18 protein-coding genes are annotated in these 16,180 nt (G+C 53.4%); 10 read left to right on the forward strand and 8 right to left on the reverse strand.

Going from position 1 to position 16,180, the window contains the following annotated elements; all coding sequences use genetic code 11:
* Positions 1 to 193 precede the first annotated feature (193 nt).
* On the forward strand, positions 194 to 1,261 hold the full coding sequence (gene trhO / locus EH206_RS08280; protein WP_009112326.1) for an oxygen-dependent tRNA uridine(34) hydroxylase TrhO: 1,068 nt from the start codon (positions 194 to 196) through the stop codon (positions 1,259 to 1,261).
* 60 nt (positions 1,262 to 1,321) lie between these two features.
* Here the strand turns inward: trhO and EH206_RS08285 are convergent, their stop codons facing one another.
* The 6 genes from EH206_RS08285 to pyrC all read right to left on the reverse strand — a co-directional run bounded on the left by EH206_RS08285 (position 1,322) and on the right by pyrC (position 5,206).
* A complete protein-coding gene (locus EH206_RS08285; RefSeq protein ID WP_040343760.1) occupies positions 1,322 to 1,897 on the reverse strand; it encodes a YceI family protein in 576 nt (191 codons plus the stop codon).
* Between the two features lie 29 nt (positions 1,898 to 1,926).
* Complete coding sequence (locus tag EH206_RS08290; RefSeq protein WP_009112328.1) at positions 1,927 to 2,481, reverse strand: cytochrome b; 555 nt, start codon at positions 2,479 to 2,481, stop codon at positions 1,927 to 1,929.
* A gap of 461 nt (positions 2,482 to 2,942) precedes the next feature.
* Positions 2,943 to 3,197 carry a biofilm formation regulator BssS gene (gene bssS, locus EH206_RS08295; RefSeq protein WP_009112329.1) on the reverse strand — a complete coding sequence of 85 codons (255 nt, stop codon included), beginning with the start codon at positions 3,195 to 3,197 and terminating at the stop codon, positions 2,943 to 2,945.
* Positions 3,198 to 3,415: 218 nt separating this feature from the next.
* Positions 3,416 to 3,673, reverse strand: a complete 258-nt coding sequence (locus EH206_RS08300) for a hypothetical protein (RefSeq protein ID WP_009112330.1) — start codon at positions 3,671 to 3,673, stop codon at positions 3,416 to 3,418.
* A gap of 143 nt (positions 3,674 to 3,816) precedes the next feature.
* On the reverse strand, positions 3,817 to 4,059 hold the full coding sequence (gene dinI, locus EH206_RS08305) for a DNA damage-inducible protein I (protein ID WP_009112331.1): 243 nt from the start codon (positions 4,057 to 4,059) through the stop codon (positions 3,817 to 3,819).
* Positions 4,060 to 4,156: 97 nt separating this feature from the next.
* Positions 4,157 to 5,206, reverse strand: a complete 1,050-nt coding sequence (pyrC, locus tag EH206_RS08310) for a dihydroorotase (RefSeq protein WP_009112332.1) — start codon at positions 5,204 to 5,206, stop codon at positions 4,157 to 4,159.
* A gap of 161 nt (positions 5,207 to 5,367) precedes the next feature.
* On the opposite strand from pyrC, the gene EH206_RS08315 reads away from it, so the two are divergent.
* Entirely contained in the window at positions 5,368 to 5,655 is a 288-nt protein-coding gene (locus EH206_RS08315; RefSeq protein ID WP_009112333.1) for a putative quinol monooxygenase, read from the forward strand.
* Between the two features lie 81 nt (positions 5,656 to 5,736).
* On the opposite strand, the gene rne is transcribed toward EH206_RS08315, so the two are convergent.
* Positions 5,737 to 9,039, reverse strand: a complete 3,303-nt coding sequence (gene rne / locus EH206_RS08320) for a ribonuclease E (RefSeq protein WP_009112334.1) — start codon at positions 9,037 to 9,039, stop codon at positions 5,737 to 5,739.
* A 571-nt stretch (positions 9,040 to 9,610) separates the two neighbouring features.
* Here rne and rluC point away from each other — a divergent pair.
* Positions 9,611 to 10,567: a 23S rRNA pseudouridine(955/2504/2580) synthase RluC gene (gene rluC / locus EH206_RS08325; protein WP_009112335.1), complete on the forward strand. Its 957-nt coding sequence runs from the start codon at positions 9,611 to 9,613 to the stop codon at positions 10,565 to 10,567.
* 50 nt (positions 10,568 to 10,617) lie between these two features.
* Here the strand turns inward: rluC and EH206_RS08330 are convergent, their stop codons facing one another.
* Positions 10,618 to 11,202, reverse strand: a complete 585-nt coding sequence (locus EH206_RS08330; protein WP_009112336.1) for a Maf family protein — start codon at positions 11,200 to 11,202, stop codon at positions 10,618 to 10,620.
* Between the two features lie 140 nt (positions 11,203 to 11,342).
* Here EH206_RS08330 and yceD point away from each other — a divergent pair, with 140 nt between their 5' ends.
* The 7 genes from yceD to acpP all read left to right on the forward strand — a co-directional run bounded on the left by yceD (position 11,343) and on the right by acpP (position 16,176).
* On the forward strand, positions 11,343 to 11,864 hold the full coding sequence (gene yceD, locus EH206_RS08335; RefSeq protein ID WP_009112337.1) for a 23S rRNA accumulation protein YceD: 522 nt from the start codon (positions 11,343 to 11,345) through the stop codon (positions 11,862 to 11,864).
* Between the two features lie 17 nt (positions 11,865 to 11,881).
* Positions 11,882 to 12,052: a 50S ribosomal protein L32 gene (gene rpmF / locus EH206_RS08340; protein ID WP_009112338.1), complete on the forward strand. Its 171-nt coding sequence runs from the start codon at positions 11,882 to 11,884 to the stop codon at positions 12,050 to 12,052.
* 29 nt (positions 12,053 to 12,081) lie between these two features.
* Complete coding sequence (gene plsX, locus EH206_RS08345; protein ID WP_009112339.1) at positions 12,082 to 13,128, forward strand: phosphate acyltransferase PlsX; 1,047 nt, start codon at positions 12,082 to 12,084, stop codon at positions 13,126 to 13,128.
* 6 nt (positions 13,129 to 13,134) lie between these two features.
* Positions 13,135 to 14,088: a beta-ketoacyl-ACP synthase III gene (locus EH206_RS08350; RefSeq protein ID WP_009112340.1), complete on the forward strand. Its 954-nt coding sequence runs from the start codon at positions 13,135 to 13,137 to the stop codon at positions 14,086 to 14,088.
* Between the two features lie 18 nt (positions 14,089 to 14,106).
* Positions 14,107 to 15,036, forward strand: coding sequence for an ACP S-malonyltransferase (gene fabD, locus EH206_RS08355; protein WP_009112341.1), 930 nt, complete (start codon positions 14,107 to 14,109; stop codon positions 15,034 to 15,036).
* A gap of 14 nt (positions 15,037 to 15,050) precedes the next feature.
* Positions 15,051 to 15,785, forward strand: coding sequence for a 3-oxoacyl-ACP reductase FabG (gene fabG / locus EH206_RS08360; RefSeq protein WP_009112342.1), 735 nt, complete (start codon positions 15,051 to 15,053; stop codon positions 15,783 to 15,785).
* Positions 15,786 to 15,939: 154 nt separating this feature from the next.
* Complete coding sequence (acpP, locus tag EH206_RS08365; RefSeq protein ID WP_005970506.1) at positions 15,940 to 16,176, forward strand: acyl carrier protein; 237 nt, start codon at positions 15,940 to 15,942, stop codon at positions 16,174 to 16,176.
* Positions 16,177 to 16,180 lie beyond the last annotated feature (4 nt).

Here is a 16,180-nt window from a genome sequence, read left to right on the forward strand (position 1 = left end):
GGAAAGCGACGATCCGGATTAATATAGAGCAATAATCTTCTAACTATAAGCGCACTATTTCATATCCCACTATCAATTTCACCTCCTGACAGCGATTGCGCTATCAGGTATGATGCCGGGCTGTTGCGCCGGTCAGGATAAATCCGGCGCTGAGCGGTAACGATTAACCTCAATGAAGACAGGAAAGTACACCATGCCAGTGTTACATAACCGGGTTTCCAATGAGGAGCTGAAAGCGCGCATGCTGGCTGAAACCGAGCCGCGTACTACAGTCTCTTTCTATAAATATTTCACGCTTGACGATCCCAAAGCGTTTCGCGATCGCCTGTATACCCGGTTTGCGCCACTCAAGGTATTTGGTCGCATCTATATCGCGGCGGAAGGTATCAATGCGCAGATCAGCGTGCCGAATAACCAGTTCGCCGCCTTTAAAAGCGTTTTGTTCTCCGCCCATCCCGCGCTTGACCAGATTCGGCTGAATATTGCGTTGGACGATGATGGAAAATCATTCTGGGTTCTGCGCATGAAAGTTCGTGACCGCATTGTGGCCGACGGCATCGATGACCCAACCTTTAATCCGGCGCAAGTCGGGCAGTATCTGCAAGCCGAACAGGTGAACGCCATGGCGGACGACCCCGATACGTTATTTGTCGATATGCGTAATCATTATGAATACGAGGTCGGACACTTTGAAAATGCGCTGGAAATCCCCTCGGATACCTTCCGCGAGCAGCTCCCGATGGCGGTGGAGATGCTCAATCATCAGCGGGATAAAAATATCGTCATGTACTGTACCGGGGGGATCCGCTGCGAGAAAGCGAGCGCTTATATGCTCCATCACGGTTTTAAACATGTTTACCATGTTGAAGGCGGTATTATCGAGTATGCCCGTCAGGCTAAAGCGCAGGGGCTGCCGCTGAAGTTTATCGGCAAAAACTTTGTCTTTGATGAACGGATGGGCGAACGAATTTCCGATGAGGTGATCGCCCATTGTCATCAGTGCGGCGCCGCTTGCGACAGCCATACCAACTGCCGTAATGAAGGCTGCCATCTGTTGTTTATCCAGTGCCCGACGTGTGCGGAAAAATATGCCGGCTGCTGTAGCGCGGCCTGTCAGCAAGAGCGGCAACTACCGCTGGAAGAGCAACGCGCCCGCCGCAGCGGCCGTGAAAACGGCATGAAGATTTTTAATAAATCGAAAGGATTGTTGCAATCCACATTAGGTATTCCTTCACCGCCCGCCGAGGGTGAGGAAAAGTAATGATAGTAAAAAGCCCTTTCATCTGTTGAAAGGGCTTTAATCGGACGTGGCGATGTTCGCTTATTTCTGACGTACGCCTTCGACGGAAATTATCAATTCAACCTCTTGAGACGCGGGCCCCAGGTCGTTGGTGATATTAAAGTCTTTCAGCTTGATGGTCCCTTCCGCTTCAAAACCGGCGCGATAGTTGCCCCAGGGATCGTTGCCCTGACCGATCAGTTTAGCGTCCAGCTTAACCGGTTTGGTTACGCCGTTTAAGGTCAGGTTTCCGGTGATATCGTACTCATCACCGTCTTTTTTCACCTCAGTAGAGGTGAAGGTGGCTTGCGGGAACTTGGACACATTCAGGAAGTCGGCGCTGCGGATATGCTTGTCGCGTTCGGCGTGGTTGGTATCGACGCTGTTGGTGTTGATGGTAACATTCACCTTATCAGCCGCGGGGTTCTTTTCATCGAAAGTAAAAGTCCCGTCAAAATCGTTAAAGCCGCCATAAATCCAGCTATAGCCCAAATGGTTGATGCGGAATTGAATAAACGCGTGCTGACCTTCCTTATCGAACTTGTAATCGGCGGCCAGGGCCGATCCGGCGGAGGCCAGCAGGGAAAAGGCCGTCAGGCCCAGTAATGTTTTTTTCAGCATTGGTATTTCTCCATAAATCCAGAAAGTTAAGGGATGTTGCGACCCAACATCCGTTTCAACGTCGAATCACCATCTATAAAGTGGTGCTTTAATGCGGCTAAACCGTGCAGTACTGACAGAACTACCACTACCCAGGCAAGATAAAGATGCACGGTGCCGGCAATATCGGCCTGGTCCGTCAGGCCGCTTACTGTAGCCGGAATAGAAAACCAGCCAAAAACTGAAATCGATTGTCCCTCTGCCGTGGATATCAGATAACCGCTGATAAGTATCGCAAACAGCACGACATAGAGGGTAATGTGCGCCAGCGCTGCGCCGATGCGGGTAAAGGTTGAATAACTGCTTAACGGCCGCGGCGGGGGAGAAATGAAACGCCAGACAACCCGGAAGATTATAACGGCAAAGAGCAATATCCCGATGCTTTTATGGATTTCGGGCGCGCGGTGATACCACACATCATAATATCCCAACGTTACCATCCATAGCCCTAGCGCAAACATGCCGTAAATGGTCAGCGCGGATGCCCAATGGAGAAGAATGCTGATATGACCGTAACGCGATGAGGTATTACGCCAAAGCATGTTGATGACTCCTTATCAGGTAACGTGAGTACTCGGCAAAATTAAACAGGTAGAGACACAAAATCAATATAAAAGTGCCAATCATAACAATAGCGTAACTTTGAACAGTTTTTTTGAATTTAAATTCATATCTTATTCAATCTGATTATTGTAATTAAGAAAGAAAATAAAAACAGGATGGCCTGATTTTTCAATAGCGATAGCGTGCGAGATTGCGGCGGACAGAAATATCAATGTTCACCATGTATTTTATTTGCTGAATAATTATGTAACGGGTAACTATCGGCGGCGGGCGTGAGTTCTTGGTTTAAATGGCTGGTCTGGGACAAAAAAAGGACAAATTGGCGGTTGGCGCTTAAAATAACAACACCGTCGGAAAGACGGTGTTGTTATGGGCGGTTGTGAAGCAAAAAATCGGTAAATCTGGTATGAAATAATAATATTAACAGCAATATCAATAGTTAATGCTTGCGATAATCAAGCGCCTGACTGTCTGTTGATTCAATCTTGGCGATGCCGGCTTCAAGTATGTATATAAGCTGTCTGGCTACATCCGTCGTTAACCATAACGTCCGGTCAACTTGCGCTTCATCTGGAGCCTGATCCGAGGTGGACAAATAGTGTAAACGGATCATCATGGCGTCATAACTGTCAACGGTACTGATGTCCCAACCTACAAGAGGATGTGTCTGAATAACTTCATTTTTTCTATCCATAAATACCCCTTATTGACTAGTTACCAACATGAGTGACTAACGAGGTTTAAGGCGGCTCCTTATTTAGAAGAGCTTTATCAGTATATCGCCGCTTATTTAATTTATGGGAAATATTTTCAAAAAAACTGCAAAAAAAAACATTGTGCGATAATTAAACAGTCCGGAACGAGCATTCATTTGTCCCAGACTGGGGTGATAAATAGGGGAAGATAACAGCGCTATTCGCTATTTAAACCGGCATTTTTCTCCAGCGTGGCGGCGAAGCGGGCAAGATGTTTTTTCATCAAGGGATCCCGATTCTCATTTTGTGATTCCAGCTTCAGATTGTGGATCAGCAACTGGTTTGCTTTTTCATCAAGACAGAAGACCAGAGATGAAAATGCAAGCTCCAATGCGTCAATTTTTCGCTGTTGTGCGCCGATCAACTCCAGCAGCTCACCGAATGTCATTGCTTCTTCTGGTTTTTCTACTGCCATAATAGCTATCCTCAGTCGTGACTAACACGGTGGTGAAATGCCCGATACCAATGGTTATTACCGTGTATAACCAAATCTTTCAACAGACTACACAACATGCCAGAACGCGACGCATAAAGCGAGAGCCGACCTTGCGGAAATATTTATGCTTCAGGTATAAACCAGTCGTCCGCGCTTTCCCAGGTTTCTTGCAAAATTTCAGATATACGCTCTTTGTCATCTTTACCGGCGCCCAGCACGGTAAGGCTATTGCCCGCCGCGTAACGAACCTGAACCGGGATATCGGGGTACTGCCGATGAATACGCCGCCCCAGTTCAGTGGTCAGCGCCTCAATGGCGCCTGCCGGCAAAGGGGATGACTTTGCTATGGTAATTTCTACACGCATCATTGCCTCCGATATTTAACTGTTTATTTATACAGTTATTAGAAAGAAAGAACAAGCGGTGAAGAAAAATTCATAGCTGATCGAATCAGGTTATACCCTAAGCGCTGCGAACGGACCAGCCAAGGCGTTGTCCGGCGAGAAAGGGAATCAATGATTCATTTCCCAGTGAAATTTCTTCCGGGAAGGTCACCGGACTGCGGTAGAGTTCAAGCCACTCCTCATTCACCGGCAAACCATAAAAATTCGGGCCGTTCAATGAACAAAATGCCGCCAGTTTGTCCAACGCATTTATTTCATCAAAAACGGTCGCGTAGGCGCTTAATGCCGCCTGGGCATTAAACACTCCGGCACAGCCGCAGGCGGATTCTTTACGGTGTCTGGCATGGGGGGCGGAGTCGGTGCCGAGAAAAAGCCGGTTACAGCCGCTGGCGACGGCATCACGCAGCGCCTGCTGGTGAGTATTTCTTTTGAGAATGGGCAGGCAGAACAGATGTGGGCGAATCCCGCCGACCAGCATATGGTTGCGGTTGAACATTAAATGCTGGGGGGTAATGGTGGCGGCAAGATACCGATTGCCGGAGACGACATACTGAGCGGCTTCTTTGGTGGTAATGTGCTCGAAGACCACTTTCAACTCGGGAAACCGCCGGCGCAGCGGTTCCATCACTGACTCGATAAATCGGGCTTCCCGATCAAAAATATCTACCGCGGGATCGGTCACTTCGCCATGAATCAACAGCGGCATGCCAATTTTTTGCATCTTTTCCAGTATCGGGTGGATAGTGGCGATGTCGGTTACGCCGTGGCTGGAGTTGGTGGTGGCATTGGCGGGATATAATTTTGCCGCGGTGAAAACGCCTTGCTCAAAGCCGCTGGCAATCTCTGCGGCGTCCAGCGAGTCGGTCAGGTAGCAGGTCATCAACGGCTGAAAATTATCCCCCTCGGGGATTGCCGCAAGAATACGCCGCCGATAGGCGATGGCGCTTGCCACGCTGGTGATTGGCGGCGTCAGATTGGGCATCACGATAGCGCGGCCGAAAAAACGACTGGTGTACGGAAGAACGGTTTCCAGCATCCTATCGTCACGTAAATGAAGGTGCCAGTCGTCAGGGCGGGGGATTTTCAAAGTATCGTGCAGTGCGGTCATGAAATGTGGCTCCGGCGGTCAGTGGGTTTAGGGACTGATACGGCGGGGAACAAGAATAAGGGCAAAGCTTCCTGAATGCATCCGTTTGTTGATGAATGCTTGAAATTAACTACGGATAGGCATTTCATACCTTATCTTTTGTAAATCAAATAAGGACTACCATGGAAATCCGCATCGTTGCCAGTTTACAGGCTAAAGCCGAGTTTATTGAAGAGGTTGGCGCCGCAGTGAAGCAAGTTGTGGCGCCCAGCCGTCGGGAGTCGGGTAACTTGCAATACGATCTGCATGCAGAGATCGGCAAGCCGGGGGCCTTTGTCTTTTTTGAGCGCTGGAAAAGTCAGGCGCAGCTGACCGAGCATGAACAGAGCGAGCACTTTCAGCGTCTGGTGTCCCGGCTTGCAGGGAAAACCAGCGCGATGGAGATAAAGCTGCTGCAATATCTGGACTGATAAAAAGGGAGATACGTTCAGCAAGCGCCATAATAAAACACCCGCCGAGTGGCGGGTGTTTTGCGTTGGCGACGCGGCGGATTATTCGCTTATTGCGGGCGGTTTGGTCGCCGGCGCCGTAGCCTGATTAACGGCCGCGTGGCCGCCGGCGGCGCCTTTGCCGGCAAACTGATACACTGGACGCTGCCAGTCGCTTTGACGCGCCGGTTCCGTCTGGTTGTCCGGGGCCGGGGCTTTCGTCATCGGCGCCGTCGCGTGAAGCTTATAGCGAGGCGCAGCGGAAGCGCCGGCGTCGGCCTGAGTTGGCTGAGCGGCCGCCTCGGCAGACGACTCGACCGCGGGGCTTGCCGCCGCCGTATCGCGCGTCGGGGAACTTGCCTCAGCTTCAGCCGCCGGCGTTTTTTCCTCCTCGACTGCCTGCGACAGAGAAATCACTGTATCCGCCGGCGTCTCCGAGGCTATTTCGACAGCCGCATCCGCCGTGCTAGCGTTAATCGGCGCCTCTGCAGCAGAAATTTCCTCGGTTGCGTCGGTTGCCGCAACGGTGGCGTCATTCTCAGCCGCCGTCTCACTAACCGTGGTTTCAACAACCGGCGTGTCCGTTGTTCGCTCCGCGGCTGATGATTCTTCCTCGGCCTGAGGCGCGGACTCTTGCGCTGCCGGCGGCACGATTTCTTCCGCCTGATCCTCTTTAGCCGCCGCGGTAATCGTCTCATCATACGCTGCGCTCGCCGGCCCCGCTTCAACCGTCGGCGTTTGCTGTGTTACGGTCTCAATAACCGGGACGGCGGCATCCACGACGGCCGGCAGCAGAGGCGTGGCGGCAGAAACGATATTCTCATCCGCTACTTGCTCCTCGGCCTGCTCCAACTGCGGGGATTGCGCGACAGGATAGCTAATCCATACTTTGCCCGACGCGATTTCCGGCGAAGCGGAGGCGTATTCCAATGATATCGGCGACTGCAATGGATAGCGTTCATCACGGTAACGACGACGACGCTGACCGCTTACGCGCAGATGACGCGGCGAACGGCGCGAACGGCGCGGCATTCCGCCATTTTCGGCGTTGTCGCCGCGGTTGGCGTCAAAGGCCGAGGTATTTTCCGCATCGTCGTTGTCAGCGATAATCTGCTCATCGACGGGATTGGACTGCGCCGGCGCCGTTTCAAACGCCAGTGCCGGCGTCGCCTTTTCAACCGCTTCATCGCTTGCAGATTGCACACGCACTTTCTGCGTCAGTTGGCGACGCTGGCGGCGCGGCATAACCTGCGCGGGCTTATCCTGTTCGGCGATGTTCTCTTCCGGTGCGTCGATCGCTGCCTCAATAACCGCGTTTTGCGCCTTCGCTTCCTGCTGCTGGCGTTTTTCATCCGGACGACGACGCTGACGTTCCGCGCGCGGTTCACGACGCGGCTGTTCGTCGATGGCGGCTTTTTCAGTTGCCTCTACCGCCGGTGTTTCAGCGACGGCTTCGGTCTGCTGACGTTTATTGCGGCGTTGATCTTCGCGTGGTTCACGATTGTCCCGTGTCCCGCGGTCGCGGCGGTTGTTGCCTTGACGGCGCGCAGGACGACGTTCCTGACGTTGCGCATCACCGGCGTTAGCCGACTCGTTTTTCTGCTCATCCGCTTTATCTACGGTTTCCACAGCCGGTTCGGCGGCGAAAATGCCTTTCAGGGCGCCGAGGAAACGGCTGACAATGCTCGGCTGGGCAGGGGCCCCTTGAGCCACAGGAGCGGCTTTTTCCACTTCCGGCACTGTCTCTTCCGTCGGCATGTCAGGCATGGTGAAGGTGGCCAGCGCCGGCTGTTCGGGCTGTTTACGTTCGACCGTCTGTTCTTCCTGCAGTTGCTGCGCTTCGGTTTCCAGCAACTGCGGCAACAGATAGCTGAGCGAGGGTTTCTCTTCGCCCTTACGCACGCGCACCACGGAGTAGTGCGGCGTTTGCATACCGTCATGGGGAACGATGATGGCGCGAACGCCGCCCTGACGGGTTTCGATGGCGTTGACCGCATCACGCTTCTCGTTCAGCAGATAAGAGGCAATCTGCACCGGAACGATGGCGTGAACTTCTTTGGTGTTTTCCTTCAGCGCTTCTTCTTCAATCAGGCGCAGAATAGACAGAGAAAGCGATTCGTTATCGCGCACGGTGCCGGTGCCGCCGCAGCGCGGGCAGACGTGGTGGCTAGATTCGCCCAGCGACGGGCTGAGGCGCTGGCGGGACATCTCCAGCAGGCCGAAACGTGAAATCCGGCCGATTTGAATGCGGGCGCGATCCTGGCGTACGGAATCCCGCAGGCGGTTTTCCACTTCACGCTGGTGGCGCACCGGCGTCATATCGATAAAGTCGATGACGATCAAGCCGCCCAGGTCGCGCAGCCGCAGCTGGCGGGCGATTTCATCCGCCGCTTCCAGGTTGGTATTGAACGCCGTTTCTTCAATATCGCCGCCGCGCGTCGCGCGCGCCGAGTTGATATCGATCGCCGTCAGGGCTTCCGTGGTGTCGATAACGATGGAGCCGCCCGAAGGCAGGCGCACTTCGCGCTGGAAGGCGGATTCAATCTGGGACTCAATCTGATAGTGGCTGAACAGCGGGATTTCACCGCTGTAAAGTTTGATTTTACTGCTGAAATCGGGGCGGCCCAGGGCGGCGATATGCTCTTTGGCGCGTTCGAGGATCTTGGGGTTGTCGATCAGAATTTCGCCGATATCCGGGCGTAGATAGTCGCGGAAAGCGCGCACAATCACGTTGCTTTCCTGGTGAATCAGGAACGGAGCCGGACGGCCTTCCGCCGCTTTTTTGATGGCTTCCCAGTGTTTCAGACGGAAAGCCAGATCCCATTGCAGCGCCTCGGCGGATTTACCCACGCCGGCGGTACGCACAATCAACCCCATGCCGTCGGGCAACTGTAAAGAGCCTAGCGCCTCTTTCAGTTCGGTTCGATCGTCCCCCTCGATACGGCGTGAAATACCGCCGGCGCGGGGGTTGTTCGGCATCAGGACCAGATAGCTGCCGGCCAGGCTGATAAAAGTCGTCAGCGCCGCGCCTTTGTTGCCTCGCTCTTCTTTATCTACCTGAACAATGACTTCCTGGCCTTCACGCAATACATCTTTGATGTTGGGACGACCATGAGAGGAGTAGTTGCTGGGAAAATATTCGCGAGCGATCTCTTTGAGAGGGAGAAAACCGTGTCTTTCGGCGCCATAATCGACAAAAGCGGCTTCAAGGCTGGGTTCAATACGGGTGATTTTACCTTTGTAGATATTCGCTTTCTTCTGTTCATGACCGGGACTTTCGATGTCCAGATCGTACAGTCGTTGACCATCAACCAAGGCAACACGCAACTCTTCCTGTTGAGTCGCGTTAATCAACATTCTCTTCATCTTTAACTTACTCGTTATTTTTACGTACATTATTGATAGAGCTGCGGACAAAAGAACCGCATGACCGGAGTGAACCGATGGCCTCGTGGCTTATCGCAGGGACGTCAACCTCCCGGTTGTCGCCTGCATGGAGGCGCATTTTTCGGTAGCCTGTATTTCCTGATGGAAAACAGCGCGTTTACTGAGGGAACAGCTTCTGAATAATGTCGCCAGATCTGATTCCATTTGCCGGCCAAGCTGCAATCCGCAGCCCGCTAACTGCTTGATATCACATTACGTCTTACGCCATTGCTGCGTGTCTGCGTCATCAGGCAAACTTAATAATTCCGCAATTTCCCTTGTTTAACTGCAAATCAGCACGGAAAACGCGAAAAGCATTATTCCATTGCTGACACTATTATAGCAAGGTGACTTTGCCCGCCAGTATAAAAGATAGTGTGCGAACCGGCGGCGGCTGAGACTGATTTCTGCCAAACCTGTGGGTGCAACGCTATCTTCATCGGTCAGACTGACAGTTAAGCACAGAAAAAGAAGTGGCGCTATCCAAGCGCTCTATTTAGAATCGCGCATCATGAAAACAGACAATCCCACAGTACAATTCGTGACGATATCCGCCGATGAGGCCGGACAACGCATTGATAACTTTCTGCATACCCGCTTAAAAGGTGTGCCTAAAAGCATGGTTTATCGCATCCTGCGCAAAGGCGAGGTGCGGGTAAATAAGAAACGGGTCAAGCCGGAATATAAATTGCTGGGCGGGGATGAAATCCGCATTCCCCCGGTCAGACAGGCCGAACGCGACGACGCGCCCGTTTCGGCCAGCCTGGGGAAAGTCGCCGCCCTGGCCGATTGCATCCTCTATGAAGATGACCACCTGCTGGTGCTCAACAAGCCTTCCGGCACCGCGGTACACGGCGGCAGCGGGCTGAGTTTCGGCGTGATTGAGGGGCTGCGCGCCCTGCGACCGGAAGCGCGTTTTCTGGAGCTTGTTCACCGCCTCGATCGCGATACGTCCGGGGTGCTGCTGGTGGCCAAAAAGCGTTCGGCGCTGCGTTCGCTGCATGAACAATTGCGCCTTAAAGAGATGCAGAAAGACTATCTGGCGCTGGTGCGCGGAGAGTGGCAGTCCCATTGCAAGGTGGTGCAGGCGCCGTTGCTTAAGAATATTCTGCAAAGCGGCGAGCGTATCGTGCGGGTCAATAGCGAAGGTAAGCCTTCCGAGACGCGTTTTAAGGTAGAAGAACGTTTTGAGATGGCGACCTTGGTCCGCGCCAGTCCGGTAACCGGCAGAACCCATCAGATCCGGGTACATACCCTGCATGCGGGCCATCCGATCGCCTTTGACGACCGTTACGGCGATCGCGACTTTGATCGTCAACTGGCGGGAACGGGGCTGAAACGCCTGTTTTTGCACGCACTGGCGTTACGCTTCGCACATCCCAATAGCGGGGAAACGCTGCGCATCGAGGCGCCGCTGGACAATCAACTGCGTCACTGCCTGCAAATACTGCGCAAGTCAAAGGCGTAGCGGGGCGATCCTTTCCGGGATAGCGGCAGGCGCGCTATCCCGTCCGCGGGTTATATCGTCAGCGGATTAATCCCTTCAACCCGCAGCATGTGCGTCAGCGCGATTAAAGGAAGGCCGACCAGCGTATTGGGATCGCGCCCCGATAATTTATCGAACAGCGTAATACCCAGCCCCTCGCTCTTAAAACTGCCGGCGCAGTTCCAGGGCCGCTCTTTTTCCAGATAGCCCTCAATTTCCTCCGGCGTCAGAGTACGAAAATGGACCTCAAAGGGTTCGACCACCTGCTGTATCCGCTGGCTTGCGCTATTGAATAGCGCCAAACCGGTAAAAAAAGTGACGCGCCGCCCGCTGGCCTGCTGCAGTTGCCGTACGGCGTTGCCCTTGTTATGCGGTTTCCCGGTAATCACGTCATTTAAGACGCAAATCTGATCGGCGCCGATAATCAGGTGATTGGGGTAGTGCGCCGCCAGCGCGCGCGCCTTGCTTGCGGCCAGTCGGGCAACCAATGTTACGGCGTCTTCGCCGGGGTACGGGGTTTCATCCACCTCCGGGGCCGCGCAGGTAAAAGGTATATTGAGTTTTTCCAGCAGCGACTTGCGGTAGGCCGAGGTTGACGCGAGAACGATCTGATACATAATTTTTTTATAAACCGTAGCGTAATGATGAAAGGCATTTTAAACTGTGCGCCGCTCCGGAAGCGAATATTGGTGAAAGGTGGTGCTTCACCGCCTTTTTCTTTGACTCTATGTCGTTACGACGTTAATATGCGCGCCCTATGCAAAAGGTAAAATTACCCCTAACCCTTGATGCGGTTCGCACTGCTCAAAAGCGTTTAGATTATGTCGGTATCTATACGCCCGAACAGGTGATGCGTGTTGCCGAGTCAGTGGTGAGTGTGGACGGTGATGTTCAGGCGTCTTTGTCTTTCAATATCGATAATCAACGCCTGGCGGTGATTGACGGTAGCGCGGATGTGAATGTCACATTAATGTGTCAGCGCTGCGGAAAGCCATTTGAGCATCAGGTCCATGCGACGTTTTGTTTTAGCCCGGTCATCAATGATGAACAGGCCGAAGCTTTACCGGAAGCGTACGAGCCGATCGAAGTTGATGAGTTTGGCGAAATCGATCTGCTGGCAATGATTGAAGATGAAATCATCCTGACCTTGCCTATCGCTCCGGTACATGATTCTGAACACTGTGAAGTGTCCGAAGCGGACATGGTGTTCGGCGAGCTGCCTGCAGAGGCGGAAAAGCCGAATCCGTTTGCCGTATTAGCCAGTTTAAAGCGTAAGTAATTTAAGGAGTAAGGTCCATGGCCGTACAACAAAACAAACCTAGCCGTTCCAAACGTGGTATGCGTCGTGCTCACGATGCGCTGACCACTTCTTCCGTATCCGTAGATAAAGTTTCCGGCGAAACTCACCTGCGTCACCACATCACTGCGGACGGTTACTACCGCGGTCGCAAGGTCATTGCCAAGTAATTCTTGCGAATTATCAGCAAGGCAATACCTTGACACGCCTAACTCTGGCGTTAGATGCGATGGGCGGGGATTTCGGTCCCTGCGTAACAGTGCCTGCTGCATTGCAGGCACTGGCTTCTAATCCAAATCTCAAGCTGATACTCGTTGGCGATCCCGCTGCGATTACTCCATTACTTGCCAAAGTCGATTCTGATTTGCGCTCCCGGTTAGAAATTCTTCCGGCCGAATCGGTTATTGCCAGTGATGCAAGGCCATCGCAGGCCATCCGCGCCAGCCGCGGAACGTCGATGCGCGTAGCGCTTGAACTGATTAAAGACGGAAAAGCGCAGGCTTGCGTCAGCGCGGGCAATACCGGCGCGTTGATGGGGCTGGCGAAGCTGCTTATCAAACCGCTTGACGGCATTGAACGGCCGGCACTGGTGTCCGTATTACCTCATCAGCAGCACGGGAAAACCGTGGTGCTGGATTTAGGCGCCAACGTCGCATGCGACAGCACCATGCTGGTTCAATTCGCGGTTATGGGGTCGGTAATGGCGGAGGAAGTGCTCGGGCTGCAAAACCCTCGGGTGGCGTTGCTGAACATCGGCGAAGAAGAGAGCAAAGGGTTGGATAACATCCGCGATGCGGCGGCCAAATTAAGAAATACGCCGTCGATTAACTATATTGGTTATCTCGAAGGTAACGAATTGCTGACCGGGAAGACGGATGTCATGGTCTGTGACGGCTTTGTGGGCAACGTCACGTTAAAGACCATGGAGGGGGTGGTCAGAATGTTTCTGTCGCTATTGAAACCTTCCTCTTCCGGCAGTGAGCGCGGGAAAAAGCAGTCCTGGTGGCTACGATGGCTGGGACGTTTGTTACAAAAACGTCTGGCCAGACGTTTCGGTCATTTGAATCCTGACCAATATAATGGTGCTTGTCTGTTAGGATTGCGGGGAACCGTAATTAAAAGTCACGGAGCCGCAAACCAACGGGCGTTTGCGGCTGCCATCGCACAGGCGGCGCAGGCGGTACAACGGCAACTTCCCGAGCAAATTGCCGTCCGCTTGAAAGCTGTATTACCCAAGAGTGATTGAGCGTACATGTATACAAAAATAATCGGAACGGGCAGTTATCTGCCTGCGCAAATCAGGACCAACGCTGATTTAGAGAAGATGGTGGATACGTCCCACGAGTGGATCGTCACGCGAACCGGGATCCGTGAGCGGCGCATCGCCGCCCCGGATGAAAATGTGGCGACGATGGGTTACCATGCCGCGCAAAAAGCGCTGGAAATGGCGGATATTGATAAATCGCAGGTCGGTTTACTGATCGTCGCCACCACATCCGCAACGCATGCTTTCCCCAGCGCGGCCTGCGAGGTTCAACGGCTGCTCGGAATTAAAGATACCATCGCCTTTGATCTGGCCGCGGCCTGCGCGGGTTTTACCTACGCTCTCAGCGTTGCCGATCAGTACGTCAAAAATGGCGCGGTGGATTATGCTTTGGTTATCGGTTCTGATACCTTGTCCCGCACGCTGGACCCTGAAGATCGCGGTACGCTGATTCTGTTCGGCGACGGCGCGGGCGCCGTTTTATTGTCCGCGTCCGAGCAGCCCGGCATTTTATCCACCCATCTGCATGCGGATGGGCGCTACGGCGAGCTGTTGACGCTGCCGCACCCCGATCGCGAGCGTCCGGAAAATCCGGCCTATCTGACGATGGCCGGCAATGAAGTGTTTAAAGTCGCCGTGACCGAGCTGGCGCATATCGTTGAAGAAACGCTGCGCGCGTCTCAACTGGAGAAAAGCGAGTTAGACTGGTTGGTGCCTCATCAGGCTAATTTACGCATTATCAGCGCCACGGCCAAAAAATTAGGCATGGGAATGGATAAGGTTGTGGTGACGCTGGATCGTCATGGCAATACATCGGCGGCTTCCGTTCCCGCCGCGCTGGATGAAGCGGTGCGCGACGGCCGGATTAAACCGGGGCAGTTGGTTCTGCTGGAAGCATTCGGCGGCGGTTTTACCTGGGGTTCCGCGCTGGTTCGTTTTTGATTAAACAGGATTTTTAAAATGACGCAATTTGCAATGGTATTCCCGGGCCAGGGATCGCAAACCGTTGGCATGCTGGCCGAACTGGCGGCGGAATACCCGGTGGTGACCGAGACGTTTGCTCAGGCTTCCGCCGTTTTAGGTTATGATCTGTGGCAGCTTACCCAGCAGGGTCCGGTTGAAGAACTGAATAAAACCTGGCAGACCCAGCCCGCGTTGTTGACGGCATCCGTCGCCCTCTGGCGCGTCTGGCAACAGCAGAACGGGGAAACCCCCGCGCTGATGGCCGGGCATAGTCTGGGTGAGTACTCCGCTCTGGTTTGCGCCGGCGTGCTGGATTTCCAGCAGGCGGTTCGCCTGGTTGAATTGCGCGGCAAACTTATGCAGGAAGCGGTGCCGGAAGGCGCCGGGGCGATGTACGCGATCATCGGCCTGGATAATGACGCCATCGTTAAAGCCTGTGACGAATCCGCACAAGGGCAGGTGGTGTCGCCGGTAAATTTTAATTCTCCGGGACAGGTGGTGATTGCCGGGAATAAAGAAGCGGTCGAGCGCGCCGGCGCGGCCTGTAAAGCGGCGGGCGCCAAACGCGCGCTGCCATTGCCGGTAAGCGTTCCTTCGCACTGCGCGTTAATGGAGCCGGCGGCGAAAAAGCTGGCGGTGGCGCTGGAGTCGGTAGATTTCAATGAACCGGCAATTCCCGTGGTCAATAACGTCGATGCGCGGATTGAAACCTCGCCGGAAGCGATTCGCAGCGCGCTGGTGCGCCAGCTTTATCGTCCGGTGCGCTGGACCGAGTGCGTCGAATTTATTGCCTCTCAGGGCGTTGAATCGCTATTGGAAATCGGGCCGGGTAAAGTCCTTACCGGTTTGACTAAACGAATCGTTGCTACCCTGACAGCGGCCGCGGTGAACGATCCTGCTTCTCTGTCGGCGGCGCTTGAAAAATAACCATGGAGAAGACAATGGGTTTTGAAGGAAAAATTGCGCTGGTAACGGGCGCAAGCCGCGGAATAGGGCGGGCTATCGCTGAGACGTTAGTCGCTCGCGGGGCAAAAGTCATTGGCACCGCAACCAGCGATAAGGGCGCTGAGGCAATCAGCGACTGGCTGGGCGAGAACGGTAAGGGTTATCGGCTGAACGTTGTCGATGTGGCTTCGGTGGAAGAAACGTTGGCGCAGATGCGCGCCGAGTTTGGCGAAATCGATATTTTGATCAATAACGCCGGCATTACCCGCGATAATCTGCTGATGCGGATGAAAGAAGACGAATGGCAGGATATTCTGGATACCAATTTGACATCGGTGTTCCGACTGTCTAAAGCTGTAATGCGCGCTATGATGAAAAAACGTTTTGGCCGTATCATTACCATCGGCTCGGTGATTGGAACGATGGGTAATGCCGGGCAGGCGAACTACGCGGCGGCAAAGGCCGGGCTGATTGGTTTCAGCAAGTCTCTTGCGCGTGAAGTCGCCTCCCGTGGTATTACGGTTAACGTTGTCGCGCCGGGGTTTATCGAAACAGATATGACTCAGACGTTGACAGAAGAACAGCGAACAGGCATTTTGAGCCAGGTTCCCGCTAACCGGCTTGGTGCCGCTAAAGAAATCGCCAGTGCTGTTGCATTTTTAGCCTCTGATGAGGCGGGTTACATTACTGGCGAAACATTGCATGTCAATGGCGGCATGTATATGATCTAAAAAGCACGACAATTATTTGCGTTATTTGCGGCGATAACCGCAAAATAGCACAAAATCGTGGTTCGACCAGCCGGGATTTTGTTGCATCTTTTTCAACATTTTATACACTACGAAAACCATCGCGAAAGCGAGTTTTGATAGGAAATTTAAGAGTATGAGCACTATCGAAGAACGCGTTAAGAAAATCATCGTTGAACAGCTTGGTGTTAAGCAGGAAGAAGTCGTAAACAATGCTTCTTTCGTAGACGACCTCGGCGCTGATTCTCTTGACACCGTTGAGCTGGTAATGGCGCTGGAAGAAGAATTTGATACAGAAATTCCAGACGAAGAAGCTGAAAAAATCACGACTGTTCAGGCAGCCATTGATTTCATTCAGGCTAACCAGCAGTAAGCGA

Source organism: Brenneria nigrifluens DSM 30175 = ATCC 13028, from assembly GCF_005484965.1.
Taxonomy (GTDB): domain Bacteria; phylum Pseudomonadota; class Gammaproteobacteria; order Enterobacterales; family Enterobacteriaceae; genus Brenneria; species Brenneria nigrifluens.